The 25240-nt window shown below is 74.0% G+C and carries 17 protein-coding genes; 11 read left to right on the forward strand and 6 right to left on the reverse strand.

Going from position 1 to position 25240, the window contains the following annotated elements; translation table 11 throughout:
* The first annotated feature begins 59 nt into the window (after positions 1-59).
* The 6 genes from Cba03nite_RS20235 (at position 60) to Cba03nite_RS20260 (ending at position 7495) form a co-directional block, all read left to right on the forward strand.
* The gene (locus tag Cba03nite_RS20235; protein ID WP_203748429.1) at positions 60-746 is read left to right on the forward strand and encodes a hypothetical protein; all 687 of its coding nucleotides are present in this window, start codon (positions 60-62) and stop codon (positions 744-746) included.
* Positions 747-854: 108 nt separating this feature from the next.
* Complete coding sequence (locus tag Cba03nite_RS20240; protein WP_203748432.1) at positions 855-1553, forward strand: class I SAM-dependent methyltransferase; 699 nt, start codon at positions 855-857, stop codon at positions 1551-1553.
* A gap of 230 nt (positions 1554-1783) precedes the next feature.
* A complete protein-coding gene (locus tag Cba03nite_RS20245; protein ID WP_203748434.1) occupies positions 1784-4276 on the forward strand; it encodes a Dyp-type peroxidase in 2493 nt (830 codons plus the stop codon).
* Positions 4273-4716, forward strand: coding sequence for a cupredoxin domain-containing protein (locus Cba03nite_RS20250; protein WP_203748436.1), 444 nt, complete (start codon positions 4273-4275; stop codon positions 4714-4716). The genes Cba03nite_RS20245 and Cba03nite_RS20250 overlap by 4 nt, the downstream gene beginning before the upstream one ends.
* Positions 4717-4815: 99 nt before the next feature.
* Complete coding sequence (locus tag Cba03nite_RS20255; protein WP_203748438.1) at positions 4816-6000, forward strand: FIST signal transduction protein; 1185 nt, start codon at positions 4816-4818, stop codon at positions 5998-6000.
* A 1-nt stretch (position 6001) separates the two neighbouring features.
* On the forward strand, positions 6002-7495 hold the full coding sequence (locus Cba03nite_RS20260) for a sensor domain-containing diguanylate cyclase (protein WP_203748440.1): 1494 nt from the start codon (positions 6002-6004) through the stop codon (positions 7493-7495).
* 61 nt (positions 7496-7556) lie between these two features.
* On the opposite strand, the gene Cba03nite_RS20265 is transcribed toward Cba03nite_RS20260, so the two are convergent.
* Positions 7557-8159, reverse strand: coding sequence for a hypothetical protein (locus tag Cba03nite_RS20265; RefSeq protein ID WP_203748442.1), 603 nt, complete (start codon positions 8157-8159; stop codon positions 7557-7559).
* Positions 8160-8365: 206 nt separating this feature from the next.
* Here Cba03nite_RS20265 and Cba03nite_RS20270 point away from each other — a divergent pair, with 206 nt between their 5' ends.
* Complete coding sequence (locus tag Cba03nite_RS20270) at positions 8366-9259, forward strand: hypothetical protein (RefSeq protein WP_203748445.1); 894 nt, start codon at positions 8366-8368, stop codon at positions 9257-9259.
* Between the two features lies 1 nt (position 9260).
* Here the strand turns inward: Cba03nite_RS20270 and Cba03nite_RS20275 are convergent, their stop codons facing one another.
* Positions 9261-12281: a BTAD domain-containing putative transcriptional regulator gene (locus Cba03nite_RS20275; RefSeq protein WP_203748448.1), complete on the reverse strand. Its 3021-nt coding sequence runs from the start codon at positions 12279-12281 to the stop codon at positions 9261-9263.
* A 148-nt stretch (positions 12282-12429) separates the two neighbouring features.
* Between Cba03nite_RS20275 and Cba03nite_RS20280 the strand changes: the two genes are divergently transcribed.
* Positions 12430-13470, forward strand: coding sequence for a glutathione S-transferase family protein (locus Cba03nite_RS20280; protein WP_346114154.1), 1041 nt, complete (start codon positions 12430-12432; stop codon positions 13468-13470).
* Between the two features lie 57 nt (positions 13471-13527).
* The gene (locus Cba03nite_RS20285; RefSeq protein WP_203748449.1) at positions 13528-14781 is read left to right on the forward strand and encodes a C39 family peptidase; all 1254 of its coding nucleotides are present in this window, start codon (positions 13528-13530) and stop codon (positions 14779-14781) included.
* Between the two features lie 79 nt (positions 14782-14860).
* On the opposite strand, the gene Cba03nite_RS20290 is transcribed toward Cba03nite_RS20285, so the two are convergent.
* Positions 14861-16066, reverse strand: coding sequence for an MFS transporter (locus Cba03nite_RS20290; RefSeq protein WP_239125902.1), 1206 nt, complete (start codon positions 16064-16066; stop codon positions 14861-14863).
* 66 nt (positions 16067-16132) lie between these two features.
* On the opposite strand from Cba03nite_RS20290, the gene Cba03nite_RS20295 reads away from it, so the two are divergent.
* Positions 16133-17113 carry an ArsR/SmtB family transcription factor gene (locus Cba03nite_RS20295; protein WP_203748451.1) on the forward strand — a complete coding sequence of 327 codons (981 nt, stop codon included), beginning with the start codon at positions 16133-16135 and terminating at the stop codon, positions 17111-17113.
* A 141-nt stretch (positions 17114-17254) separates the two neighbouring features.
* On the opposite strand, the gene Cba03nite_RS20300 is transcribed toward Cba03nite_RS20295, so the two are convergent.
* From Cba03nite_RS20300 to Cba03nite_RS20310, 3 genes are all read right to left on the reverse strand, one after another.
* A complete protein-coding gene (locus Cba03nite_RS20300) occupies positions 17255-18685 on the reverse strand; it encodes a uracil-xanthine permease family protein (protein WP_203748454.1) in 1431 nt (476 codons plus the stop codon).
* Positions 18686-18765: 80 nt separating this feature from the next.
* Complete coding sequence (locus Cba03nite_RS20305) at positions 18766-19560, reverse strand: SDR family NAD(P)-dependent oxidoreductase (RefSeq protein WP_203748457.1); 795 nt, start codon at positions 19558-19560, stop codon at positions 18766-18768.
* Positions 19561-19731: 171 nt separating this feature from the next.
* A complete protein-coding gene (locus tag Cba03nite_RS20310; RefSeq protein WP_203748460.1) occupies positions 19732-22359 on the reverse strand; it encodes a discoidin domain-containing protein in 2628 nt (875 codons plus the stop codon).
* A gap of 341 nt (positions 22360-22700) precedes the next feature.
* On the opposite strand from Cba03nite_RS20310, the gene Cba03nite_RS20315 reads away from it, so the two are divergent.
* On the forward strand, positions 22701-25166 hold the full coding sequence (locus Cba03nite_RS20315) for a DUF4132 domain-containing protein (RefSeq protein WP_203748463.1): 2466 nt from the start codon (positions 22701-22703) through the stop codon (positions 25164-25166).
* The last annotated feature ends 74 nt before the right edge of the window (positions 25167-25240 follow it).

Below are 25240 nucleotides of genomic sequence, written 5' to 3' on the forward strand. Positions count from 1 at the left end.
GGCGATCGCTGGATACCGGAAGCCTGAAAACGGCTTGTGGGCGAAGACAGACTGACCGGGTGACAACACCGTACGAAGACCTGCTCGCCCGCGCGCAGGCCGATCCGGGCGTGCTCGGCATCGTGCTGACCGGCTCGCAGGCCCGCGACGGCATGGCCACCGACCACTCGGACGCCGACGTGATCGTGGTGGTTGCCGAGTACGGCGGCGCCTGGACGGCGACCACGCACAGCCCCGAGCTGGACACCATCCCGACGTCGCTGGCGGATCTGGCCGACACGTCGGACCGCTGGCGCCGCTACGCCTACCGCGGCGCCCGGGTGCTGCTGGACCGCCTCGACGGGCGGGTCGGCGAGCTGGTGCGCGCGCAGGCGACGCTGAGCCCGGCCGAGCGCGACGCCTGGACGCGCGAGGAGCTGGACGGGTACGTCAACTTCGTGTACCGCGCCGCGAAGAACCGCCGCGACGGCCGCCCCGAGCTGGCCCGGCTGGAGGAGATCGAGGCCGCGCCGTGGTTCCTGTGGACGCTGTTCTCGCTCTACGGGCGGGTCCGGCCGTACAACAAGTATCTGCGCTGGGAGCTGGAGACGTTTCCGCTGCCCGCGCCGTGGACGGCCGACCACCTGATCCCCGCGCTGGCCGACCGGCCCTCGGCGCTGTTCGCCGAGCTGGAGACGGCGGTGCGCGCGGCGGGCTTCGGCGACGTGCTGGACGGCTGGGGCCCCGAGCTGGAGCTGTGCCGCTGACCGGACGCCACGCCGTGATCAGGCCGGACGGATCATTACCACATCCACGGCCGCCATCGGTAAGGAGTGGTCGTACGGCTCCACCAGGGGCGGTGCGATGCTGATCACGTGCCACAGCTCTCCGGCACTGCCGAGCACTGGCAGGCCGTATACGACCGAAATGATCCACAGAACGTCAGCTGGTACCAGCCCACGCCCGCAATGTCGCTGAGGCTGCTGGAGGCCGGCGGGGCACGCCCCGGCAGTTCGGTGCTCGACGCCGGCGGCGGTGCTTCCACTCTCGTCGACGAGCTGCTCGTCCGCGGCATGACCGACGTGACGGTGCTCGACCTGTCGGAGGCGGCGCTGGCCGCGGCCCGCAGGCGGCTGGGCGAGCGCGCCATGGCGGCGCACTGGATGGCCCGGGACCTGCTGACCTGGTCGCCGCTGCGCCGGTACGACTTCTGGCACGACCGCGCCGTCTTCCACTTCCTCACCGACCCGGCCGACCGCGACCGCTACCGCCGCGTGCTCGCCGCCGCGCTCGCGACCCGCGGCCAGGCCGTCATCGGCACCTTCGCCGAGGACGGCCCCGACTCCTGCTCCGGCCTGCCCGTGGCCCGGTACGGCGTGCAGGCGCTGGCCGAGCAGTTCCCCGGCTTCCAGGTCGTACAGGCCGAGCAGGAGCAGCACCGGACGCCGTCGGGCGGCTGGCAGTCGTTCACCTGGGTGCGGCTGGTCCGCTTGGCCGAAGGCGCGCCGCCCTCCTACGCCCCGGCGCCCGCGCCCGCCCCGGCCCCCGCGCCGCAGCCCGACAGCCTCTACTGAGCAGCCCTCCGCCCCGCGGACAACGTCGCTCACGGCTCCACAACTTCTGTGTTGTAGCTACCACACCGAAGTTGTGGAGCCGTGACTTCAACACCCCGCGCCGCCGCCTGCGGCCCGCCGCCGGTGGAGGGTGACCAGGGTCACCCGGGCCGCCCCGGAACCAGACGGCCTCCCCCGCCGACCAACGCTGACCGGGTCGCAGGCGTGCGGCCCGCGCTTGGGGAGGTTCGGTGCGGGTGTACACGTCGGTGGCGCGGCCGGTCCGGCTGCTGCTGGCCGTGGCGGCCGGTCTGCTGCTGGTCCTCGGCCCGGCGAGCGCCGCGTCGGCGCACGAGGTCGGCGGCGTCGGCGCGACCAACTTCGCGACCACCCTGTCCGGGCTCTCCCCGGCGGTGCCCGGCGTCGCCCTGTCCGTCGTCGAGAACGGCTCCCGCCTCCAGCTGCGCAACACCACGAAAACCGAGGTGGTGGTACGCGGCTACAGCGAGGAGCCGTACGCCCGGATCGGCCCCGACGGCGTCTGGCTCAACGACAGCTCCCCCGCGACCTACCTCAACGCCGACCGCTTCGGGTCGACCCGGGTGCCCGCCGACGCCGACCCGGCCGCCGCCCCGCGCTGGCGCAAGGTCTCCGACGAGCCCGTGCACCGCTGGCACGACCACCGCACGCACTGGATGCTGACCACGCTGCCGATCGCGGTCGCCGCCGACCCGACCGCGCCGCACCGGATCTCCGAGTGGCGCGTCGACCTCGACCACGACGGCAAGGTCCTCACCGCGACCGGTTCTTTGGACTGGGTGCCCGGCCCCTCCCCCACCCCCTGGTACCTGCTCGCCGCCCTGTGCGCGCTGCTGGTGGTCGGTGCCGTGTTCACCCGGTGGGCGCACCGGCTGGTGGCCGCCGCGCTCGGTGCGCTGATCGCCGCCGACGTCGTGCACGCCGCCGCGGTCGCGCTGGTCACCAAGGGCAACGTGGCCGAGCGCCTCGGCGCCTTCCTCGGCGAGGGCATGACCGCGCTGCTGCTCTGGCCGTTCGGCATCGCCGCGGCGGTGCTCATCGCACGGCGCGCGACCTTCCTCGCCTTCGTCGGGATGGGCGTCGGCGGGCTGCTCGCGTCGACGATGGCGCTGGACGACGCCCCGGTGTGGTGGCGCTCCTCGGCCCCGTCCGCCCTGTCCGCCGACCTCAACCGCGCCACCGTCGCCCTGATCGTCGGCCTCGGCGCCGGCCTCCTCCTGGCCGGACCGCTGCTCTGGCGCCGCTTCAAACCCGCCCCGCGCACCCGGTCCGCAGCAACCACCGCACCCGATGCCGAAGGTACCGACCGGGTGCCGCCGGGCGGCCCTGCCGGAGACGGCGACGCTGCTCCCGCTGCCGACCAGAGGATTCCGGTCAGCGCCGTCGGCGATGACGCGCGAGCGGAGGCACCGGTCCTGCTCGGCGCGCGGGCTGCGGCCGCAGCCGCGCCAACGCGGGAGGAGGCGACCGTCGGGCGGCGCGGGTTCGCCGGGACGCTGGCCGTGGGCGGCGTCGGGGTGATCCTCGGCGCATCGGGCGGCATCGCGGCTGGCGGCGGACCCGACACCGGCACCCCCGCCGACACGGAGCCCGGTGAGCCGGGCCGGTCGTCGATCGGCACGGCCCGGGTCGCGTTCCACGGCGAGCGCCAGGCCGGGATCGCCACCCCGGCCCGGCCCCAGGCCCGGCTGCGGGTCACCGCGTTCGACCTGGTCCCGGGCGTGGACCGGGCGGGGCTGCGTACGCTGCTGCGCCGCTGGAGCCAGGCGGCCGAGCAGCTCACCGCGGGGCAGGCGCTCGGCGCATCGGGCGATCATGTCGTCACCGGCGCGGGTCCGGCGTCGCTGACCGTGACGATCGGATTCGGGCCGAGCCTGTTCGGCAAGGCCGGGCTGACCGCCGCGGACCGGCCGAAGCAGCTCGCGCCGCTGCCCCCGTTCCCGGGCGAGCGCCTGGACCCGGCCCGCAGCGACGGCGACCTGTGCCTGCTCGTCGCGGCCGACGACGCGCTGGTGGTGTTCCGCGCCGCCCGCGAGCTGGCCCGGCTGGCCAAGCCGTACGCCCGGGTCCGGTGGCAGACGGACGGCTTCAGCAGCGCGCCCGGCGTGACCGCCGACGGCGCGACCAGCCGCAACCTGATGGGCCAGCTCGACGGCACGAACAACCCCCGGCCCGCCGACGAGGACTTCGACACGAAGGTGTTCGTCACCGACCCGGCCGCGCCGCGCTGGCTGCAGGGGGGCTCGCTGCTCGTGGTGCGCCGCATCCGGATGCTGCTCGACGACTGGGACGGCCTCGACCAGCCCGCCCAGGAGCGCGTCATCGGCCGCCACAAGGACACCGGCGCACCGCTGTCCGGCGGCGAGGAGCGCACCCCGGCCGACTTCGGCGCGACCGCTCCGGCAGGCGGGCTCGCCATCCCCGCCAACGCGCACATCCGCCTGGCCGCACCGGCCTTCAACAACGGCGCGGCGATGCTGCGCCGCGGCTGGTCCTACGCCGAGGACACCGAGGCCGGGCTGCTGTTCCTGGCCTGGCAGGCCGACCCGGCGCGGGGCTTCGTGCCGGTGCAGCGGCGGCTGGCCGGCGCGGACGCGCTCAACCGCTTCATCCGCCACGAGACCAGCGCCCTGTTCGCCATGCCACGCGGAGCCGCGACCGGCGGCTACGTCGGCCAGGAACTGTTCGGAGACGACCCCGTATGAGCCCGCTGACCCGCCTGCTGTCCTGCTCCGTCGCGGTGGCGACCGCCGTAGCGCTGTCCGGCTGCTCGCTGTGGGGGCTGGAGGGCGGCCCCGACGCCCAGGGCGCGGCGCTGCCGAGCATCGCCGCGCAGCCGGAGGGCGTGGCGGCGGCCATGGGCGCCGACGGCGTCCAGCGTATCGAGATCACCGTCGACGACAAGCTGCGCCTGACGCCGGAGGTGGTGTCAGCCCGGCCGGGCAGGGTGGAGTTCACGTTCCGCAACGTGGGGCTGACCCCGCACGACATCGCGCTGCGGGTGCCGTCCGCGGCGGGCACGGGCAACCTCAACGGCGCCGACACCCGCACGGTGATGATCGAGGTCACCGAGCCCGGCACCTACCCGATGCCGTGCCTCTACCACGGCACCTCCGGCATGCGCGGCACCCTGCACATCCGCTGACGTGGGCCCGGACGCGAGCCCGGCGTACGGTGATATGCACCGTAGTAGCGTATTGAGGGGATGTCGGCGCACTTAAAAAGCGTCATCTCGGGAGGTACGGTGCAGATCTCCGACAGGGAATCGCACGACCGGCGCTGGATGGGCGTCGGACGGAGCAGCCAGCCCGATTCCCGGGCCGCCGCAGCCGAGGCCGTGCGCACGGCTCAGACGGGGCCCGATCCGAAACTGCTGGTCGTCTTCGCGGCCATCACCCACGACGCGGCGGCGGTGCTGGCCGGTGTCGCCGACGCCGCACCCGGGGTGCCGGTGATCGGCTGCACCACGCACGGCGAGATCGGGCCCGGCGGCCCGGCCGACGGCACGGTGACCGTGGCCGCGCTCGGCGGGGTGGGCCTGGAGGTGTCCACCTGCGTCGCCGAGGACGTCACCGGCCGCCAGGCCGACGCCGGGTACGAAGTGGCCGGCTGCGTCGGGCGGGTCGAGCTGCCGCACCGGGTGCTGATGCTGCTCACCGACGGGCTCGTCCGCGACCAGGAGAGCATCGTGCGCGGCTGCTACCGGGCGCTGGGCGCGGGCGTGCCGCTGTTCGGCGGGGCCGCGGCCGACGGCTGGCGAATGAGCGGGGCATACCTGTTCAAGGACGGGCAGGTGCTCACGAACGCGGTGATCGGCGCAGCGATCGCGTCGGAGGCGCCGATCGCGGTGGGGGTCAGCCACGGCTGGTGCACCGTCGGCCAGCCGATGATCGTGACCCGGGCCGCGGACGGGCGGGTGCTCACCCTCGACGACCGGCCCGCCCTCGACGTGTACCTGGAACGGCTGGACGCCCCGCCCGAGGCGTACACCGACCCGGCGGCGTTCACCGCGTTCGCGCTGTCGCGCCCGCTGGGCGTGCAGCGGCGCAGCGGGGTCGAGGCCCGCAACCTGTCCACCGAGGTCGACCTGGAGGGCCGGTCGATCGGCGGCGGCGGGGCCATCGACCCGGGCGGGCTGACCTGGGTGATGACCGGCGACGAGCAGTCCATCCTGGACGCGACTGACTCGGCCTGCCAGGACGCGCTCGACCGGCTGGAGGGGCAGGAGCCGATCGGCATGCTCACCTTCAGCTGCGCCGCCCTGCGGGCGGTACTGGGCGACGACGGCATCCAGCGGGAGGGCGAGCGCCTGGACCGGTGGGCAGGCAGCATCCCGTACGCCGGGTTCTACACCTACGGCGAGATCGCCCGCAATCACGGCATCGACGGCTTCCACAACCAGACCCTCGCTGTGCTGGCACTGAGCTGACATGGCGGGGCTCGCCGAGTCGCTGTACATCCAGCAGCTGGTGGAGCTGCTGGCGGTGGTGTCCTCGTCCACCGACGAGACCTCGGCGGTGCAGAACGCGGTCGAGCGCTCGGCCCAGGCGCTGGAGGCGGAGGTCGCCGCGGTGGTGTTCGACGGCAAGGTGACCGCGTCGATCGGGTTCCCGCCCGGCGCGGTGCCGCACGAGGACATCGTCGCGGTCACCCTGCGGCAGCGTTCCGAACTGGACGTGCCGGGGCTGGGCAGCTGCCCGGCGGTGACCGCGTCGTGGGCGGGCAGCAACCCGGGGCATCTGGTGCTGGCCCGCTGGGACGCCCCCTTTCGCATCGAGGAGCAGAACCTGGTCCGCGGTATGGCCCGGGTGCTGGAGCTGACCCTGACGATGCTGCGTACGCTCGCGGCCGAGCACTCCATCCGGCAGTCGCTGGAGCAGCGGCAGCGGCTGCTGGAGCACCTGTTCACCATCCAGCGGGCCATCTCCCGCCGCGAGGACCTGCAGCAGATCCTCGACACCATCACCATCGGCGCCCGCGACCTGCTCGGCGACGAGATAGGACTGCTGTGGGTACGCGACGAGCCCACCTCGTCCCAGGTCAGGCTGGCCGCGGCGGCGGGCACCCGGCCGGTGGAACCGGCCGACCGGCCCGTGGTCGACCTGGCCGACGCGTCCGTGGCCGGCGAGGCGATCGTGACCGACCAGGTCGTGGTCCGGCACGGGCAGGCGGCCCAGTCGCGGATGCTCAAGCTGCTGGGGCCCGACGGGGTGCACGCGTCGATGGCCGCGCCCGTGCACGACAGCGGCGCGGTCACCGGTGCCCTGGTCGTGGCGTCCTGCGACGCGGACCGGATCTACAGCCCGGCCGACGAGCAGACGCTGCGCGCCTTCGCCGAGAACGTGAGCCTGGCCCTGACCGACGCCGCCACGGTGGTGCGCATGCGGCTGGCGCACCATGACTCGCTGACCGGGCTGCCCAGCCGGCGGCTGTTCCTGGAGCAGCTGGCGCAGCAGCTGGCAGTGGTCGAGGCCGACGGGAGCGCGCTCGCGGTGCTGTTCCTGGACCTGGACCGGTTCAAGGACATCAACGACTCGCTCGGGCACGCCGCGGGCGACCAGCTGCTGACGGTGACCGCGGACCGGGTCACGGCGCAGCTGCGCTCCGGCGACGCGGCGTCGCGCTTCGGCGGGGACGAGTTCGCGGTGATGCTGTCCAGGGTGGACGGGCCGGGCGACGCGACGGCGGTGGCGAGCCGTATCGGGGACGCGCTGGGCAAGCCGATGCGGGTGGCCCAGCGGCGGCTGCGGGTCGGGGTGAGCATCGGCATCGCCCTGAGCACCGCCGCCGGCAACGACCCCGCCGAACTCGTGGCCCGCGCCGACCTGGCCATGTACGAGGCCAAACGCCGCGGCACCGGCGGCTACGCGATCTACGACGCGTCCCTGCCCGGCCACGGCACGGTCCCGGCGGCGCACCACTGACCTTCCGGGACGGCGGCAGCGCGCGGAACCGGCCGAGGCCGTGTCCCGCGCGCTTTCTCGATCAGCCGCTGACCTGCACGTTCAGCGTCCAGTCGTCGAGCGTGCCGGTGAGCACGCTCGCCGCGGCCTGGTCGACCAGCAGCCACTGCACCGAGACCGTGTGCGCCACGGCCGCGCCCGCGGGCGAGGTCACCCGCTTGCATGCCTGCGTCGCGTCCGACTCGCCCGCGCCCGTGGTGAACGACAGGTCGTTGGCGCCGATCGGGACGCCGTCCAGCAGGATCTGCACCTGCAGGAAGTCCACCGGCGCCACATAGGTGACGGGCTGGCCCTGCAGCCGGGCCTCGGCCGAGAAGATCACGATGATCTGGTCGGAGTCCGCGGCCGGGGTGGTGAAGCTGATGGTGGCGCCCGGCAGCGGCTGGAACGCCCCGCCCGTCTCCGCCAGGTTCGTCGGCACGTCGTTGGAGCGCACCATGCTCTGCTCCTGCGCCCCGCCGTTGCACACCGACATGCCCGCGCCGGGCGCGTCGATCGCCTTGTCCTCGTCCAGCAGCACGGCCGACCGTGGCAGCCGGCCCGCGGCGGTGACCGGGCTCGCCGCGCCGGTCACCACCAGTGCCGTAGCCAGCAGCGCCAGCACGGCGACGGTACGTCTGTTCATGACTGGTCCCTTCGTCGGTCCGGTCGCGAGGAGCGACCGGGTGCCGCGGCTGTCGCGGCGGGACCAGGCTGCGCCGCGGCCGTCAGCGCGCGGTCACGGTCGGCTCAGTGTCAGTCGGCTGACGGACGACCATGACGCCACCGTGATACCCGCGCCGACCATGGATGTCGGCCGTCCGAACCGGACCGCCGGAAAAGGAGACAGCTGTGTCCGCAGCACCCGTGTTCCGTGCCGCCGCCGTCGCGCTCGCCGCAGCCGTCGTCGGTGCCCTGCCCGCACCCGGCGGTGCGTACGCCGCCGATCCGCCACTGACCCTGGAGTACGGCACCAGCCTCACCACCGACACCGCCGCCAAGTCCGCCGTCGCCTTCTGCCCGGAGGGCAGCTGGGTGTACGCGCTCGGCGGCTGGGTCGACGGCGGCGCCGGCGATGTCCTGCTGACCGGCATGCACCCCGCCGCGGACCTGCGTTCGGCGAAGGTCACGGCGGTGCCGCGCAGCGGCTCGACCGCAGCGTTCTCGGTCACCGCGCAGGCCATGTGCATCGCCACCGAGCAGCCGCCGACGCTGATCAGCCAGACGACGCTCACCGGCGACAGCGCCACCGTGCGCTGCGCGGACGGCACCGCCGTGGTGGGTTTCGGCTTCACCATGAACCGCCGGGTGGACCAGTGGCGCATCGACCAGCTGGTGCCTTCCCGCTACCTGCATGAGCTCACCGTGCACGCCTCGGGCGCGGGCATCGCACCGGGCGCGCTGACGGTGCACGGCATCTGCCGCACCAGGCAGTTCCCCAGCGTGCACACCGGCTATCTGGCCGGGCAGGGCCCGACCGTCGACTCCGGCAGCTGGCCGCGCATCTCGGCGCTGTCCTCAGCCGGCCTGGGCGCTCTCGGCGTCGGCGGCGTCGTCGTCGGGGAGCGCACCCACCTGGACGGCTTCCTGGTGATGCCGTTCTCCGGCGGATACGTCCGGGCCAACCGCTTCCCGGCGCCACCGGGGCCGCTGCTGAGCCGCCAATTCGCGACGGCCACCACCGACGGCGCGGTGACCGGCAACGACGGGCGCATCGGCACGTTCTACGGCCCGGCGCCGCAGTGAGTCAGCGCCGGACGGCGTCCGCCCGCTGGACCGGGACCAGCAGGTCCCGGTCCGGTGGCGACACCCCGATCGCACGCATCGCCTCGCCGTAGCGGGCGAACGCGCGCCGGGCCTCGCCGTGCTGACCGCCCGCGACGAGCGTGCGCACCAGGGACCGGTGCGCGCGCTCGTCGTACGGGTCGCGCTCCAGCAGCCGCAGCAGGTAGCTCACCGCCGCACCGGGCTGCCCCGCCAGGCGGCTGGTGTGCGCGAGCATCCGCAGCATCGCCAGGTACGCCGCCCGCGCCTCCTCGTGCAGCGGGCCCGCCCACTCGGTGTACGGCTCGTCCTCGAACGCGTCCGCGCGGTAGAGCTGGTCGGCCGCGAGCAGCGCGAGCCGGGCCTGCTCCACCGCCTGCTGCTCGACCAGCCGCCGGGCCCGGGCCACCTGGTCCAGGAAGTCCTCCACGTCCACGCCGGTGGTGGCCACGTTCAGCGCGATGCTCGACTGGTCGGCGCTGAGATGGTGGTCGGGGGCGTGGACCTTGGCCGGGTCGAGCACGCCGCGCACGATGTTGAGCAGCACCGACAGCCGGTGCCCGGTCTTCTGCCCGTCGGCGTCGGGCCACAGCAGCTCGCACAGCTCGCTGCGCGGCACCGGCCGGCCCCGCCGCGCCACCAGGATGCGCAGCAGGTCACGGGCCTTGCGCGACTGCCACGACGACGCGGGCACCACCTGCCCGGCCAGCTCCACCTCGAACCGGCCGAGCGCGCGCACCCGCACCTGCGGCCGGTCCGCGGACCCGGTGGCCGCGCCGATGCGGTCGGCCAGCGCGTCCGCGGCGGCCAGCCGCTGCGCTGCGGGCAGCGCGTCGGCCCGCTCGTCCGCACCGGCGCCGGGCAGGCGCGCGGCCAGCACCGCGATCCGTGCGGCCTCCACCGCCGCCCCGGCCTCCGTCCAGATCGCCCGCGCCTCCCGCAGCGCGGCCCGCGCGCGGTGCGGATCGGGTTCGGCGGCGGCCCGCAGCTCGAGCGCGTCGGCCAGGCCGGCGGGCTCGCTCCGGGTCCGGGCCGCCCGCGCGGCCTCGGTGGCCAGTTCGGCGGCGCGCACCGGCGCGCCCTGGTGCAGCGCGATCCAGCCCTGCGCGAGCAGCCCCGGGCGGCTCAGCTCCGGCCCGGCCTGGTCCACGGCGGCCTCGGCGTACCCGGCGGCGGCCTTCACGTCGTCGGCCAGCACGGTCAGCGCCAGCCCGGCCAGCGCGGGCACCAGCACGTGCGCGTTGCCGGCCCCGGACGCGACCTCGATCACCTGCTCGTACGCGGCCCGCGCCTGCTCGCGCCACCCGCGCCGCCAGTACAGCTCGGCCAGCCCGAGCACCGCCCCGGCGAACCGGCGCGAGCCGTGCCGCTGGTAGTGCGCGATCGCGGCCCGGTAGCGGCGGGCCGCCTCGTCGTAGCGGCCGAGCATCGCCAGCGCGTCGGCCTCGTTGCTGGTCGCGATCGCGTGCAGGCTCGGCGAACCGGCCGCCTGCGCGTACACGGCGCACAGCTCCGCCGACTCCAGCGCCGCCGCGTAGTGCGCCTGCTGCAGCTGCTGGTAGCTGCGGTTGGTGTGGATCTGCGTCAGCAGCAGCACGTCACCGGTGCGCTGCGCCATCGGCAGCGCGAGCGCGAAGTGCTCCGCGCTGCCCGCGCTGTCCCCCGCCACCCCCAGGCACAGCGCCAGGCTCAGGTACGCGGCGGCCAGCGCGGCGTCGTCTCCGGCCGCGGCGGCCGTCCGCACCGCGTGCCGCGCCGAGTCCACCGCGTCGTCGACGTCGCCCGCGAGCAGCCGGGCGTTCGCGACGGCCGCGGCCAGCAGCGCCGCGTCCGCACCGGACTCGCCCGGCGCGGCACGGGCGAACGCGGCCAGCGCCCCGTGCGCGTCACCGCGCTGATAGGACACCCGGCCCAGCCGCCAGGCGGTGGCGGCCGGCAGCGGCCGCCGCGTGCCCGCCGCCTCCTCGTACGCCCGCTGCGCGGCGCCCAGGTCGCCGGAGGTCCGCAGCGCGTCGCCGAGCAGCAGCCACAGCCGCTCGTCGCGCTCCTCGGGCGGCAGCTCGCCGACCAGGCGCACGACGAGCGCCACGTGCCCGCCGGAGACGATCCGCCCGCCGTGCTCCCGCAGCACCTGCGCCGCCCCGGCCCGGTCCCCGGCCCGCATCAGCTCACGCGCGGCGGCCGCCGCCGGGCCGTGCTCGCGATACCAGGCCGCCGCCGTGCGCGCCGCCGCGCGCCCGCCCGCGTCGTCGGCGGCGGCGGCCTGGGCGACGACCGGCACGATCCGCTCGACGACCGGCAGGCCCGGCGCGGCGCCGGGCTCGCGTACCAGCACCCCGACCTGGCGCAGCAGCGCGGTCAGCGCCTCCGCCTCCGGCGTGCCGAGCGCCGCGCACAGGCCCGCGGTGAGCGGCGACAGCTCCCCCGCCCGCGCGAGCAGCAGCCGGGCGTCCTCCGGCAGGTCCGGCAGCACCTGGTCGCGGACGTACGCGGCCAGCGGCCCGGCGACGGCGGGTTCGGGGGCGGGCCCGTGCACGCGTACGGCCTCGACGGCGAGCTGCACCAGGGCGGGCCAGCCGGCGGTCGCGGCGTGCAGGCGCGCGGCCAGGTCCGGGTCGGCCGCCCCGCACGCCTCGGTGAGCAGCTCGGCGACGTCGTCCACGGTGCAGGCCAGCTCGGCCGGACCGGCTTCGGTCCACCGGCCGGGGCCCGCGTGCGGCCGCCACGCGAGCGGCCACCGTGACGCCAGCACGATCTCCACGTCCGCGCTGACGCCCGCGACGGCCCGCAGCAACCGGCGCAGCTCGCCATCGGGCAGCGCGGGCAGGTCGTCGAGCACGATCGGCCCGTCACCGGCGGCCGCGGCGTCCACGACGAACGCCGCCGGGTCGGTGCCACCCGGCCACCAGCGGGCCCCGGGCGCGGGACACCATCGGCGCAGCGCGGTCGTCTTGCCGTATCCCGCCGCCGCGATCACCATGCGCCGGCTCGCTGCTGGTGCCATCGCCGTTCCCGCACCTCCCGCCCTTATGCCGACCTGTGCTGACAGGCTGCGGCCACCCTCCGGTGTGGACAAGGATTCTGTCGGGAATGTGCGTGATGCGCCACGCGACGGCTGGGCGTGGCGCGCCGCGGTCGGCAGTATGGGTGCCATGGCCGACACCACGATCACCGAAACCGGACCCGGCAGCTACGTCAACCCCGACGGGGCGTTCACCCGCGACCAGCGCTACATCGCCACCCGCATCACCGCCGACGGCCGCGACGGCTACCCGGTCGAAGCCGGGCGATACCGGCTGGTGGTCAGCCGCGCCTGCCCCTGGGCCGGGCGGATGGTGATCGTACGCCGCCTGCTCGGGCTGGAGGAGGCGCTGCCGATGGGCGTGGCCGGCCCGACGCACGACAAGCGCAGCTGGACGTTCGACCTCGACCCGGACGGCCGCGACCCGGTGCTGGGCATCGAGCGGCTGCAGGAGGCGTTCTTCGCCCGGTTCCCCGGCTACGAGCGCGGCATCACCGTGCCCGCGATCGTGGACGTGCCCACCGGCCAGGTGGTGACCAACGACTACCGGCAGATGACGCTGGACCTGTCCCTGGAGTGGACCGCGCTGCACCGCCCCGGCGCGCCCGAGCTCTACCCCGCGCCGCTGCGCGACGAGATCGACTTCATCAACGAGCAGGTCTTCGAGGACGTCAACGACGGCGTTTACCGGTGCGGGTTCGCCGGGTCGCAGCAGGCGTACGAAGCCGCGTACCGGCGCCTGTTCGGGCGGCTGGACGCGCTGTCGGAGCGGCTGTCGACCCGGCGCTACCTGGTCGGCGACACGATCACCGAGGCGGACGTGCGGCTGTTCTGCACGCTGGTGCGCTTCGACGCCGTGTACCACGGCCACTTCAAGTGCAACCGCAGCAAGCTGACCGAGCTGCCGGTGCTGTGGGCGTACGCCCGTGACCTGTTCACGACGCCGGGTTTCGGCGACACCATCCACTTCGGGCACATCAAGAGCCACTACTACGAGGTGCACCGCGACATCAACCCGACCGGCATCGTGCCCGCCGGGCCGGACCCGTCCGGCTGGCTCACCCCGCACCACCGCGAGCAGCTCGGCGGCCGCCCGTTCGGCGACGGCACGCCGCCCGGCCCGGTGCCGCCCGGCGAGACCGTCCCGCCGCTCACCGATCAGGTGTTGTGAAGAATCCCTTCGGCGCGGGATCCTCTGTTGAATATTCCTGTCACGGATGGAGCCTTCATGGAGCGCAGGGCAGTGCTTCGGTCAACGGTCGCCGTAGGTGCGTCGATCGGTTTCGCCACGGTCGCCGGGCCGGCGGGCGCCAAACCCACGCCACCGGCGGGGCCGCGCAACATCGCGTACCGGGGCTGGACCTCCGATGCCGACTTCGGCTCGGGCACCTACCTCGGCACCGCGGCATCGGGTGATGCCCTGCGCCTGACGTCGGCGGCGGGCCAGTACACCTATCTCGGCGCGAGCTACGACTACGCGAGCTGGACGTCGCCCTCGGTGACCACCGGCTTCCCGGCCACCGAGGCGATCGCCTCCTGGACCGCCGACACGCCCGGCGCCACCTGGGTGCAGGTGGAGCTGCGCGGCGTGACCGCCGCGGGCAACACCACGGCCTGGAAGATCATGGGCAGGTGGGCCGCGGACGACGCGAGCGTGCAGCGCACGTCCGTGCCGGGACAGACCGACACCGACGGCGGCATCGCGATCGACACCTGGACCGCGGCGGCGGGACGCGAACTGACCAGCTGGCAGGCGCGGGTGACGCTGTACCGGCCCGCCGGGGGCTCGCTCACCCCGGTGGTGCGCAGCCTCGGCGCGGTCGCCTCGGCGGTGTCGGGCTCCGGCGCCGCCACCGCGCCGGCCGCGGCGCAGGGCATCACGCTGAACGTGCCGCAGTACTCCCAGAGCATCCACGCCGGACAGTACCCGCAGTACGGCGGTGGCGGAGAGGCCTGGTGCAGCCCGACCTCGACGTCGATGGTGCTCGCCTACTGGGGCACCGGCCCGACGCCCGCCGACTACGCGTGGGTGGATCCGGCCTACGCCGACCCGTGGGTCGACCACGCCGCCCGCAGCACCTACGACGCCAACTACGGCGGCACCGGCAACTGGCCGTTCAACACCGCTTACGCGGGCCGGTTCGGCGTCGACGGGTTCATCACGCGGCTGCGTTCGCTGAACGAGGCGGAGAAGTTCATCGCCGCCGGGATTCCGCTGATCCTGTCGCTGTCGTTCAAGAAGAGCGAGATTCCGGGCCTGACCTACAGCACCAACGGGCACCTGCTGGTGCTGGTCGGCTTCTCCGCGACCGGCGAGCCGGTGCTGAACGATCCCGCCGCCGCGACCAATGCGGCAGTACGCAAGACCGTCGGCCGCGCCCAGTTCGAGGCGGCCTGGCTGGGCACCAGCGGCGGCGTCGTGTACGTCGTCAAGCAGCCGGGCACCGCCCTCCCGCCCGCCCCGGCCCAGGCCAACTGGTAACCGCTCGCGGCGCTTTGCTCTGCACACAAATACGCACGGTACGTATTTGTGTGCAGAGCAAAGGCTGACGCCGGTGCTCTCAGGCCGGGAGCCGCCGGTGCGTCAGCGCCCACCAGCCGCCGACGGCGGCCGTACCCAGTCCGGCGACGAGCATCGCCACCGCGATCGAGGCCCGTTCGGCGAGCACCCCCAGCAGCACCGGCCCCACGCCCTGCAGCGTCATCAGGCCGGTGAACTGCAGCGCGAACGCCTGCCCGCGCACCTCCGGCGCCAGCGCCTCCAGGAACGGCCGCTGCACGCCCAGCGAGTAGCAGAACGCCGCTCCCGCCAGGAACATCACCGCCATCGCGACGGCCGCCGGGACCGGCACGGCGAGCAGCACCAGCGGCCCGCCCAGCGCGGCGATCACCACGGCCACCAGCCGTTCCCGTGCGGGCGGGCGCAGCAGGCGGCTGTAGACGAGGTTGCCGACGACCATGCCCAGCGGCGCGCAGGCCAGGATCATCCCGGCCGCCCCGGACCCGTGGCCGCGCTCGGCCGCGTACGGCACCACCAGCGCCTCCGCCCCGACGATGAACGCGGGCGGCAGCCACTGCACCAGCAGCAGCCGCCGTACCGGCCGGTCGCGCCACAGCTGCCCGGTGACCGCCCAGCTCTCCCCCAGCGCCGACCCGGACCCGGCCGCCGGTGCCGCGAAGTCGGGCAGCAGCAGCCGCACCCACACCGCGGCCACCAGCCCGACCGCAGCCGCGGCGAGCAGCGTCCGGCCGGGTCCCAGCACCGCGACGGCCGCGCCGCCGAACGCCAGCCCGAGCAGCTGCGCACCGCCGCTGGCGACGCTGGACAGGGCCCGGCCCAGCACGTACGCGTCGCCGGTGAGCTGCTCGGCGATCAGCCGGTTCGATGCGCCGTTGAACACCGGCCCGAACACGGCCACGCCCGCGAGCAGCGCCAGGCTCGCGCCGACCGGCAGCGGCAGCAGCGCGAGCACGAGGGCGGCCGCGGCGTCGAGCAGGAACCCGGCGGTGATCAGCGGACGCGGCCGCAGCCGGTCGGCGAGCGCGGCCAGCAGCGTCCCGCCGACGACCTGCGGCACGAACCCGATCGCGAACGTCAGCGCGGTCAGCACCGGGGAGCCGGTGCGGTCGAAGACCAGCACGGACAGGGCCAGGATCCGCAGCGACCCGGCCCCGATGGCCAGGGTGCGGGTGAGGAACAGGGTGCGGAACACCGGCTCGGCGAGCACATCGCGGTAGGTGGCCGGTCCGGCCTCGGTCTCGATCACCCGGTGAGCGTCGCGGACGGCTCGCGCGGGCAGCGAATGTTTCGTCCAGCGGCGTAAGGTCGGGGCATGCTCCGGTTCGAGGTCACCGCCGACGACCTGCTGCACAGCCGGTTCGCGATCAGCCCGCTGTTCGAGCTGGACAGCCTCATCCGCATCCTGGCGGGGCTGTCGCGCAACCAGCGGCTCCCGGTGAGCTGGGCCGCGCGGCTGCGTCCGGCGTACGAGCAGCTGAGCGCCGACCCGGCGATGCGTGCCGTGGTGGCGCTGCACTCGCTGCGGCAGGGTCCAGGGTTCCTGGCGCCTCCACCCGCAGGGATGGCCCAGACCATCGAAGACGACCTCGCGGCGGTACGCGCCACCCCGCTCGCGCTGGCCCGCCGCGACGTCCGGTCCAGCCTCGCCCTGCGCCCCTGCCACGACACCCAGGCGCTCGCCGTACTGCACTCTCCGGACGTGGCCGCGCTGCTCGCGGATGCCCTGGAACGCGCCTGGCATGCGCTGCTGGCCGCCGACTGGTTGCGGCTGCGCGTCATCTGCGAACGCGACGTGCTGCACCGCTCGGCGGACCTGGGCCGCTCCGGCTGGGCGGCGGCGTTCGACGGCCTGCCCCGGGTGCGCTGGCGGGCCGGTGGCATCGAGATCCCGCAGCTGCTCAACGCCGCGGTCGAGGTGGCCGGGCGCGGGCTGCTGCTGGTGCCGTCGGTGTTCATCTGGCCGGGCGTGGCCGCCCACCACGAGCAGCCCTGGCACCCGGCGATCATCTACGCGGCACGCGGCGTGGCCGCCCTGTGGGAGCCGGACCCGCCACCGGCCGAGGCGCTCGCGGCGCTGGTCGGCAGGGCCCGCGCGCGCCTGCTCGAGGCGCTCGCCGAACCCGCCAGCACCACCCAGCTCGCCCGGTCACTCGGCCTGGCCCCCGGCGCGGTCGGCGACCACCTGGCCGTGCTGCTGCGGGCGGGTCTGCTGGACCGCGCCCGCTCCGGCCGCTCTGTCCTCTACCGCCGCACCCCCCTCGGCGACGCCCTGGCCGCCACCGCGTCGCTCTAGCCGCCAGCCCGGCCCGCCGAGATCGCGAGTTCGTGTCCAAACCTGTGGTCAGACCACACTTCTCGACACGGAACAGCGATCTTGCCCGGCCGGCGGGACCGGGCTCGCGCGGCGCGGCGGGCTCGGGCGGCGGGGGCGGGTTCAGGCGTCGGCGATGCCGCGGCGTTCCTCGATCGGCACCGTCCCGGCGCCGGGGCGTTCGAGGCGCTGCTGTTCGCGCAGGTATTCCGGGGCGAGCCAGCGGGCCAGGTGATAGCCGACGATGGTGACGATGGTGCCCAGCGCGATGCCGCTCAGCTCGAAGGTGTCGCTGAACACCAGCGACGTGTTGCCGATGGCGATGATGATGCCCGCGGCCAGCGGCACCAGGTTGATCGGGTTGCCGAAGTCGACCCCGTTCTCCTTCCAGATCTTCGCGCCGAGCAGGCCGATCATGCCGTAGAGCACGACGGTGATGCCGCCGAGCACCCCGCCGGGGGTGGCCGAGATGACCGCGCCGAACTTCGGCGAGAAGCCGAACAGGATCGCCACCACCGCGGCGATGAGGTACGCGGCCGTGGAGTAGATCCGGGTCGCCGCCATCACCCCGATGTTCTCCGCGTACGTGGTGGTCGGCGAGCCGCCGACCGCGCTGGCCAGCACGGTGGCCACACCGTCGGCGCCGATCGCCTTGCCCATGACCGGGTCCAGGTCGCGGCGCGTCATCTCGGCGACGGCTTTGACGTGCCCGGCGTTCTCCGCGATCAGCGCGACCACCGCGGGCAGCACCAGCAGGATGAACGCGACGTTGAACGAGGGCAGGTGCCAGCCGGCGATCTCGTTGCCGTTCGCGTCGACCGTGGTGTGCGGCGGGAAGCCGAGCCACGGCGCGGCCGTGACGCCGGACCAGTCGAGCCGATCGTGCGTGGTCGGCTCGCTGCTGCCGGGCAGCACCGAGGTGATCGGGCCGATCACCCGGTCCAGCAGCCAGGACAGCACGTACCCGAAGACGAGCCCGAGGAAGATGGCGATGCGGCCGACGAACCCCCGGGCGGCGACCGCGACCACGATGACGAACAGCATCGTCACCAGCGCCACCCACTGGTCCTGCGGCCAGTACACCGAGGCGACGACGGGCGCGAGGTTGAAGCCGATCAGCATGACGACGGCGCCGGTGACCACGGGCGGCAGCACGGCGTGCAGCACCTTGAACCCGAGCAGGTGGATCAGCAGGCCGACCAGGGCGAGCACCAGGCCGGCGACCAGGATCGCGCCCGTCACGGCGGCGGAGTCGCCGCCCTGGGCCCGGATCGCCGCGACGGCGCTGACGAACGACGCCGACGTGCCCAGGTAGCTGGGCACCAGGCCGCGCACGATGAGCAGGAAGCAGATGGTGGCCACGCCGCTGACCATGATGGCCAGCTGCGGGTTGAGGCCCATCACCACCGGGAACACGAACGTGGCCCCGAACATGGCGACCACGTGCTGGGCACCCAGGCCGAACATGCGCGGCCAGGACAGCCGCTCGTCGGGGGCGACCACCTGGCCCGGCGGCGGGGTGCCGCCGCCGTACACCTCACGCCATCCGAACACCCGCGACCTCACCTTCGGCACACCCTCGGCCTACAGATTGCACCGGTACGCGGCCCGCCGTGCCGGGGCGCGCCGGGCGGTCACGGGATGATCGCGTCCACGTAGCCGCCGTCCACCCGCAGCGCCCCGCCGGTGGTCGCCGAGGCCAGCTCGGAGCTGAGGTACGCGACCATGTGCGCGATCTCCTCAGGCTCGATCAGGCGCTGGAGCAGCGAATACGGACGATGCTCGCGCATGAACCGGCGCTGCGCCTCGTCCCAGGGCACCTCGCCGCCGACGAGGTCGGCCACGTAGGTCTCCACGCCCGCGGTGTGCGTCGGCCCGGCCAGCACCGAGTTCACGGTCACCCCGGTCCCGGCCGCCGCCTTGGCATACCCTCTGGTCACCGCGAGCAGCGCGGTCTTGGTCATGCCGTAGTGGACCATCTCGACCGGGGTGACGATCGCCGAGTCGCTGGCGATGGCGGTGACCCGGCCCCAGCCGCGCTCCATCATGCCCGGCAGGTAGAGCCGGATGAGCCGCACCGCCGACAGCACGTTGACCTCGAAGTAGCGGCGCCACTCGTCGTCGTCGACCTCCAGCACCGGCCGCGCCCCGAAGATGCCCAGGTTGTTGACGAGGATGTCCAGCTCGGGCACCGCCTCGCGCATGGTCTCGGCGCCCTCGGCGGTGCCCAGGTCAGCCGCGACACCGCGCACGTCCGCGCCGGGCAGCTCGTCGCGCAGCCGCGCGGCGGCCGCCTCGGTGGACTCCGCGCCCCGCCCGTTGACCACGACATGCGCGCCGCACCGGGCCAGCGCCTCCGCGATCGCGTACCCGATGCCCTGGGTCGATCCCGACACCAGCGCCCGCCGTCCCCCCAGCTCGATCTTCACCCGGCCATCATCACCACCACGCCGCGGCCGGGGTGCAGTTTCGGGGAAACCGCAGGGTCCGCGGGCCTGGTTCGTGCAGTTTCCCCGAAACTGGACGCCCGACGAGGAGGGCCGACCCGGCGGGGCAGCCGGGTCGGCCCGTAGGTGGGGCGGGTTAGGGGGTGGGTGGGGTCACGGGTAGTTGGTGACGGTGCTGGGGACCGTCGCCGTGCCCTGGGCGGGGCCGCCCGTGGTGTTGATGACGTTGTCGATCACGCCGTTGCCGCCCAGCGATACCGTCGAGATGCTGTGGAACTTGACGTTCGGGTTGTTCGGCGTCTCGATGCCGCGCGCGGCGTGGATCGTCGGGTCGACGTTGAAGTAGCAGTAGACGCCCAGACCCCACGCCTCGTGGCTGGTGACCGAGTCGGCCACCTTGTACGCGGCATAGCCTCTGGTCGCCCCGTTCATGTACGCGGCCTGGTTCGGCGGGTCGTACGGCAGCTCGTTCTGGAAGAAGATGGTCCGTCCGCCCTGGCCGTTCCAGACCACGTTGTACTTCTGGTAGTGCTCGACGAACAGGCCCGTGGCCAGCACGTTGTCGCCGTTGACGATGACACCCTGGTCGGCCGTGTTGACCGTCCAGCCGATGCCCGCGCCGTGGTCGCCGCGCCACGCCCAGATGTGGTCGATGATCACGTTGTCGCTGTTGACCAGGAGGCTGGTGGTGGCCTTGCCCGGGTGGGCGCCGCCGATCCGGAAGAACACGTCCGAGATCGACGTCGGGTTGGCCGCGTGGCTCGCCGAGGAGTTCGACGGGCCGAGCTCCAGCAGCACCGGCGAGTTGACCGTGCCGGCGTCGAACAGCACACCGGCGATCTTCACACCGTCCACGTCGGCGACCCGCATCGCGGCCACGCCGTTGTCCGGGATGATCGTGGCGTAGCCCAGGCCCAGCACCACGGTGTCGGCCCGGTTCACGTTGATCGTGCCGTCGATGTGGTAGATGCCCGGCGTGAACAGCAGGTGCAGGCCCTGCGCCAGCGCCGCGTTGATCCGCGCCGCGGTGTCACCGGGCTTGGCGACGTAGAACGACGTCAGCGGCAGCGAGGTGCCGGGGGTGGCGCCGTTCGCCCAGCTGATGCCGCGGGCGTTGGTCCGCAGCGACGGCACGAACACCCGGTAGTTGCCGCCCGAGTCCAGGTACAGGTACGGCTTCTCCCGGCTGAGCGGGGTGTTGTTCAGCGTCGTGTAGACGGGGTTCGGGAAGCCGGTCGCCGGGGCGCCGACCACACCGGAGAACACCATGTTCCACACGCCGTTGACCCAGCTGCCGATCTGGCTGTCCCGGGTGTACCACTGCTGCTGCGAGTACGGGCCGACCGCGCCCGAGACCCGGCTGTCGGCGATGTAGCCGCCGCTGGCCCAGCCGTAGCCGTTCGGGGCCAGGTTCAGGTCGCCGCTGATGTCCATCCGCCGGAACGGCGCGGCCTGCGAGACGGCCCACCGGGTGAACCCGGCCGACGGGTTGATCGACAGGTTCTCGGCCGAACGCCAGAAGTTCTGCGTGGCGTTGCCCTGGAACCAGCCGGCGTCGACCGTCACGTCACCGTTGATCCGCACGTCGGTCGGGTTCTGGCCCAGGCCGAGGATCGAGGTGTAGAAGCCGATCTGCGCGTTGAACCCGCTGTAGGTGCCCGGCTTGAACGCCAGCACGTAGCGGCCGGTGCCGAACTGGTTCGACTCCATCTCGTTGAAGACCGCGTCCACCTGCGACTGGATCGTCGCGCCCGACATGCTCGGGTCGAAGACCTTCACGTTCGGGCCGAGCGAGCCGCCACCCTGGATCGGGCCGCCGGGGCTGGTGCTCGGGCTCGGGCTCGGGGTGGGCGAGGTCGGGGTGCCACCGGCGCGCACGGCGACCTCCCAGAGCGAGTAACCCCATCCGGTGGCCCGGGTGGTCATGTAGATCCGCACGTAGCGCGCCGAGGCGGCCGCGTTGATCGTCACCGTGCCGCCGGCGCCGGTGGTGGTGCTCCACACCGACGTCCAGGTGGACGCGTTGCTGGACACCTGGATCTGGTAGGCCGTCGCATAGGCGCCCTCCCAGGTCAGCACGACCTGGCAGATCGCGGTGGTCGCGCCCAGGTCGATCTGGAGCCACTGCGGGTCGGCGAACGCGCTGGACCAGCGGGTGCCGGTGTTGCCGTCGACCGCGTTGGACGCGGGCGTGCCGGCGTTCTCCACCGACGACGCGGTGGCGGGCTTGCCCTGGGCTACGTTCGCGGTGCCGCAGCCGGTGCCGCCGCCGATCTCGCCGTAGACCTGGAACTCCCAGAGGGAGTAGCCGTAGCCGGTCGCCCGGGCCGTGCCGTACATGCGCACGTACCGGCCGGAGCCGGTCACGTTCAGCGTCTGCACGCCGCCCGTGCTGGTGGTGGTGCTGTAGATGCTCGTCCAGCTCGTGCCGTTGGCCGAGGTCTGGATCTGGAACGCGGTCGCGTACGCCGCCTCCCAGCGCAGGATGACCTGGCTGAGGGTGGCGGTGTCACCCAGGTCCACCTGGATCCACTGCGGATCGGCGGCGGCGCTGGACCAGCGGGTGCCGGTGTTGCCGTCGACCGCGGCGGTCGCGGGCGTGCCCGCGTTCTCGACGGACGACGCGGTGACGGGCTTGCCCTGCGACAGCAGGGTCACCGCGGCGTTCGCCTCGGTCGAGACCACGACCGTGTATGCCATGAGCATGACGCCGACGACTGCGAGGACGAGGGCGTACAGGGGTCTGCCGCGGGCCGCGGTCAGACGTAGTACCGGTTGCATCTCTTCTCCCTGCTGAGGAGCTCCGGACGGGGACACCGCCCCGGGCGAGCGGGACGGTGCTGGACGGTAGAGAGCGCTCTCTGGAAGAGAGAGTTATCGCTAGTTGAATGCCTGTCAAGAGCGTGTTTCGTCCATGTGACACGGCGTGGTCCAGACAAGGGCGCTGGCCAGCGTATTTGTTGCCGGGGGCAGCATTCCGCGCGCCGAGTTGGCACGAAGCACATCGGACGATCATGGGAGAGCGATTGCCCACGATCGTGTCCGGGACCGGCGGCGTGCCGTGTCGTGGGCCTCGTCTATGGTCCGCGCAGTGACGGAGCGGGGCGGACGGGGAGTGGGAGATGCGCAACCGCGAGCAGCCGGTCGACCGGCTGGTCCTGATGGTGCTGGTGAGCCGCGCGCGGCAGGCGGCGGCCGCCGGCGACCTCGGCACCCTGCGCGCCACCGCGCGGGACCTGCTGGCGCAGCTCAACCGCCGCGGCGGCGCCCACGCGCTGGCCGACGCGGACGAGCGGGAGCTGGACCGCATCTACGACACGGCGTTCCCGCTCACCGACCCGGCCGACCCGAAAGACGTCTTGGACGCGCCGTGGCCCACCACCGCGCGCGAGGAGGCGGCCGAGAAGTTCGCCGACGAGGACACCCCGTTCGGCGTCCACCTGGACGGGCTGGTCGACGCCGCACTCGACCGCGGTGACCGCGAGCTGCTGCGCGCCCTCGCCGTCACCCCGCTCGGGGAGGTGGACAGCACGTCGCAGGCGCTGATCGCCGACGCGCTGCAGGCCGCCGGCGAACTCGACGACGAACTCGTCGGCCTGCTCGCCGAAGACCCGTACCTGTCCCGTGACCTGGCCGGGCACCGCAAGCCGATCGTCGCCGCGGCCACCGCCGACCGTTTCCGGCCCGCCTGCGACGAGCGCCTGTGGCAGCTCACCTCGGCACCGGACGCGGACTGGGACCGGCTGGTCAGCACGGCCGTCCCGCGCGGCCTGCGGTTCGTGCTGCGCGGGCTGGAGTTCACCGGCAACTGGCGGGTCGCCCGGCACCTCGGCGCCGCCGACCTGACCCCGGCCGAACGCGCCGAACTGATCGAGCACCTGCGCGCGCAGCCGCGCGAAAGGCAGGAGGCCGCGTTCACCATGCGCCTGGCCGCCGGGGACGCGCACCTGCTGCTGCCGCTGCTCGGCCTGGCCGGGGCGGAGCAGCTGCTGCGCCTGATCCAGGCCGGGCAGGCGCCGAGCCGGGTCGTGCGCAACGACCGGGCCGCGATCCTGGCGGCCGCCGCCGAGGTGCGCCCGGCGGACGCCGAGCGGCTGCTGAAGCTGGTGCCCAACGACGTGGTGGCGGCGGCGCTGGGCCTGCGCCGCAAGCCGATCATGACCCGGGTGGAGAAGTGGTCGCCGGTCGGCATCACCGCGTACGGCATGCTGCCGCCCGGTGACGGCGAGACCGTGCTGGAGCGGTGGGTCGCGCTGCGCGAGCTGCGCCGCCGGGCGGGCGAGATGTTCCCCGCGCCGGAGCGGCGCAAGCAGCACGCGGTCGCCGTGGACGTCGCGCTCGACCACCTGGCCCAGGTCGGCGGGTATGCCGACGCGGCCGCGCTGGACGCCGCCGGTGAGGCGTACGCGCCGACGCCGATGCCGCCGGAGCTGCGCGTCGGCCCGTACACGGTCTCGGCCGGGTTCCAGGGGGCCGAGGCGGCGATCGTCGCGGCGAAGGGCGGCCGCGTGCTGAAGACCCTGCCCAAGGCCGCGCGCGAGGACCCGGGACTGGCGGCCCTGCGCGAGCGGCTCGAGCTGCTGCGCGGCGAGACCGCGCGGCTGTGCGGCAGGCTCCGCCGCCTGGTGGTGACGGGCGAGCCGCTGCCCGCGGCCGAACTGGCCCGGTTGCGGGCGACCCCGGCCGGGGCGGGGCTGCTGCCGCTGCTGGTGTGGCAGGACGCGGGCGGCCGGTTCGGGTGGCTCGACGACCTGGACCGGTCCGGGCCGCTGATTGCGGCGCATCCGGCGGCGCTGGCCGCGGCGGGACTGCTGGCGCACTGGCAGGGCGAGGCGGCCCGGCTGCGGCTGTGCCAGCCGGTGCCGCAGCTGTTCCGGGAGTGGTACGCCCCGACGCCCGAGGAGTCCACCGGGCAGGCCACCCGGTTCACCGGCCGGGTCGTCGACGGCGGCGCGGCGGCGCGCGAGCTGGCGTCCCGGGGCTGGCGCCTCGACGACGTCCCGCAGGCCCGTGCGACCAAACGGTTCGGCGAGCACACGGCCGTGCTGCACGGGGAGGTGTCCGGGTGCTGGGGCACGGGCGACGTCGGGTTCGCCAGGCTGGAGTTCCCCGGCGCCGGTGCCGACCGGGTGCCGCCGGTGGTGTTCTCCGAGGCCGTACGCGACCTGGAGCAGGCTGCCCGCGCGGGGCGGCGCAGCGTCGGCGACCACCCGGAGGGCCTGGCCCGTTCACGGGCCGAGCTGCTGACGGCCGTGCTGGCGCAGCGCGGTTCGGACCGGATCACCCGCGACGGGGACGTGGTCGTGGTCAGCGGATCGCGGGCGGTGTACCGGGTGCACCTGGGCACGGACGCGATCACGGTGAACGGCGGGCGGCGGCCGCGCGACCTGGCGTACTCGTTCGGCGAGACGCCGCACCGGGCGCTGTTCCGGCCGGTGGCCGACCGGGGCTCCGACACGGTCCGGCTGCTCAGCCGGGTGCTGCTGCTGGCCGAGGACGAGCAGCTCGGCTCGTCGGAGCTGAACGCGCTCGGGCTCTGCAAGCCGGACGGCACGCCCTGCGCCTCCTGCGGGCGGGTGCATTCGTAGCGCCCGGCACCGGCCCCCGTCCCCGATCCGGGGAGTAATCATGCAGGATAGCTTGATTAGGCGAGGTTTCGGCC

This window comes from Catellatospora bangladeshensis, assembly GCF_016862575.1.
Lineage (GTDB): Bacteria > Actinomycetota > Actinomycetes > Mycobacteriales > Micromonosporaceae > Catellatospora > Catellatospora bangladeshensis.

Bases quoted from the DNA above. Each gene is read 5' to 3' on its own strand.
- Cba03nite_RS20315 (WP_203748463.1), top strand. From the start codon at position 22,701: ATGCGCAACCGCGAGCAGCCGGTCGACCGGCTGGTCCTGATGGTGCTG.
- Cba03nite_RS20280 (WP_346114154.1), top strand. From the start codon at position 12,430: ATGGCCGACACCACGATCACCGAAACCGGACCCGGCAGCTACGTCAAC.
- Cba03nite_RS20295 (WP_203748451.1), top strand. From the start codon at position 16,133: ATGCTCCGGTTCGAGGTCACCGCCGACGACCTGCTGCACAGCCGGTTC.
- Cba03nite_RS20285 (WP_203748449.1), top strand. From the start codon at position 13,528: ATGGAGCGCAGGGCAGTGCTTCGGTCAACGGTCGCCGTAGGTGCGTCG.
- Cba03nite_RS20310 (WP_203748460.1), bottom strand. From the start codon at position 22,359: ATGCAACCGGTACTACGTCTGACCGCGGCCCGCGGCAGACCCCTGTAC.
- Cba03nite_RS20260 (WP_203748440.1), top strand. From the start codon at position 6,002: ATGGCGGGGCTCGCCGAGTCGCTGTACATCCAGCAGCTGGTGGAGCTG.
- Cba03nite_RS20265 (WP_203748442.1), bottom strand. From the start codon at position 8,159: ATGAACAGACGTACCGTCGCCGTGCTGGCGCTGCTGGCTACGGCACTG.
- Cba03nite_RS20275 (WP_203748448.1), bottom strand. From the start codon at position 12,281: ATGGCACCAGCAGCGAGCCGGCGCATGGTGATCGCGGCGGCGGGATAC.
- Cba03nite_RS20250 (WP_203748436.1), top strand. From the start codon at position 4,273: ATGAGCCCGCTGACCCGCCTGCTGTCCTGCTCCGTCGCGGTGGCGACC.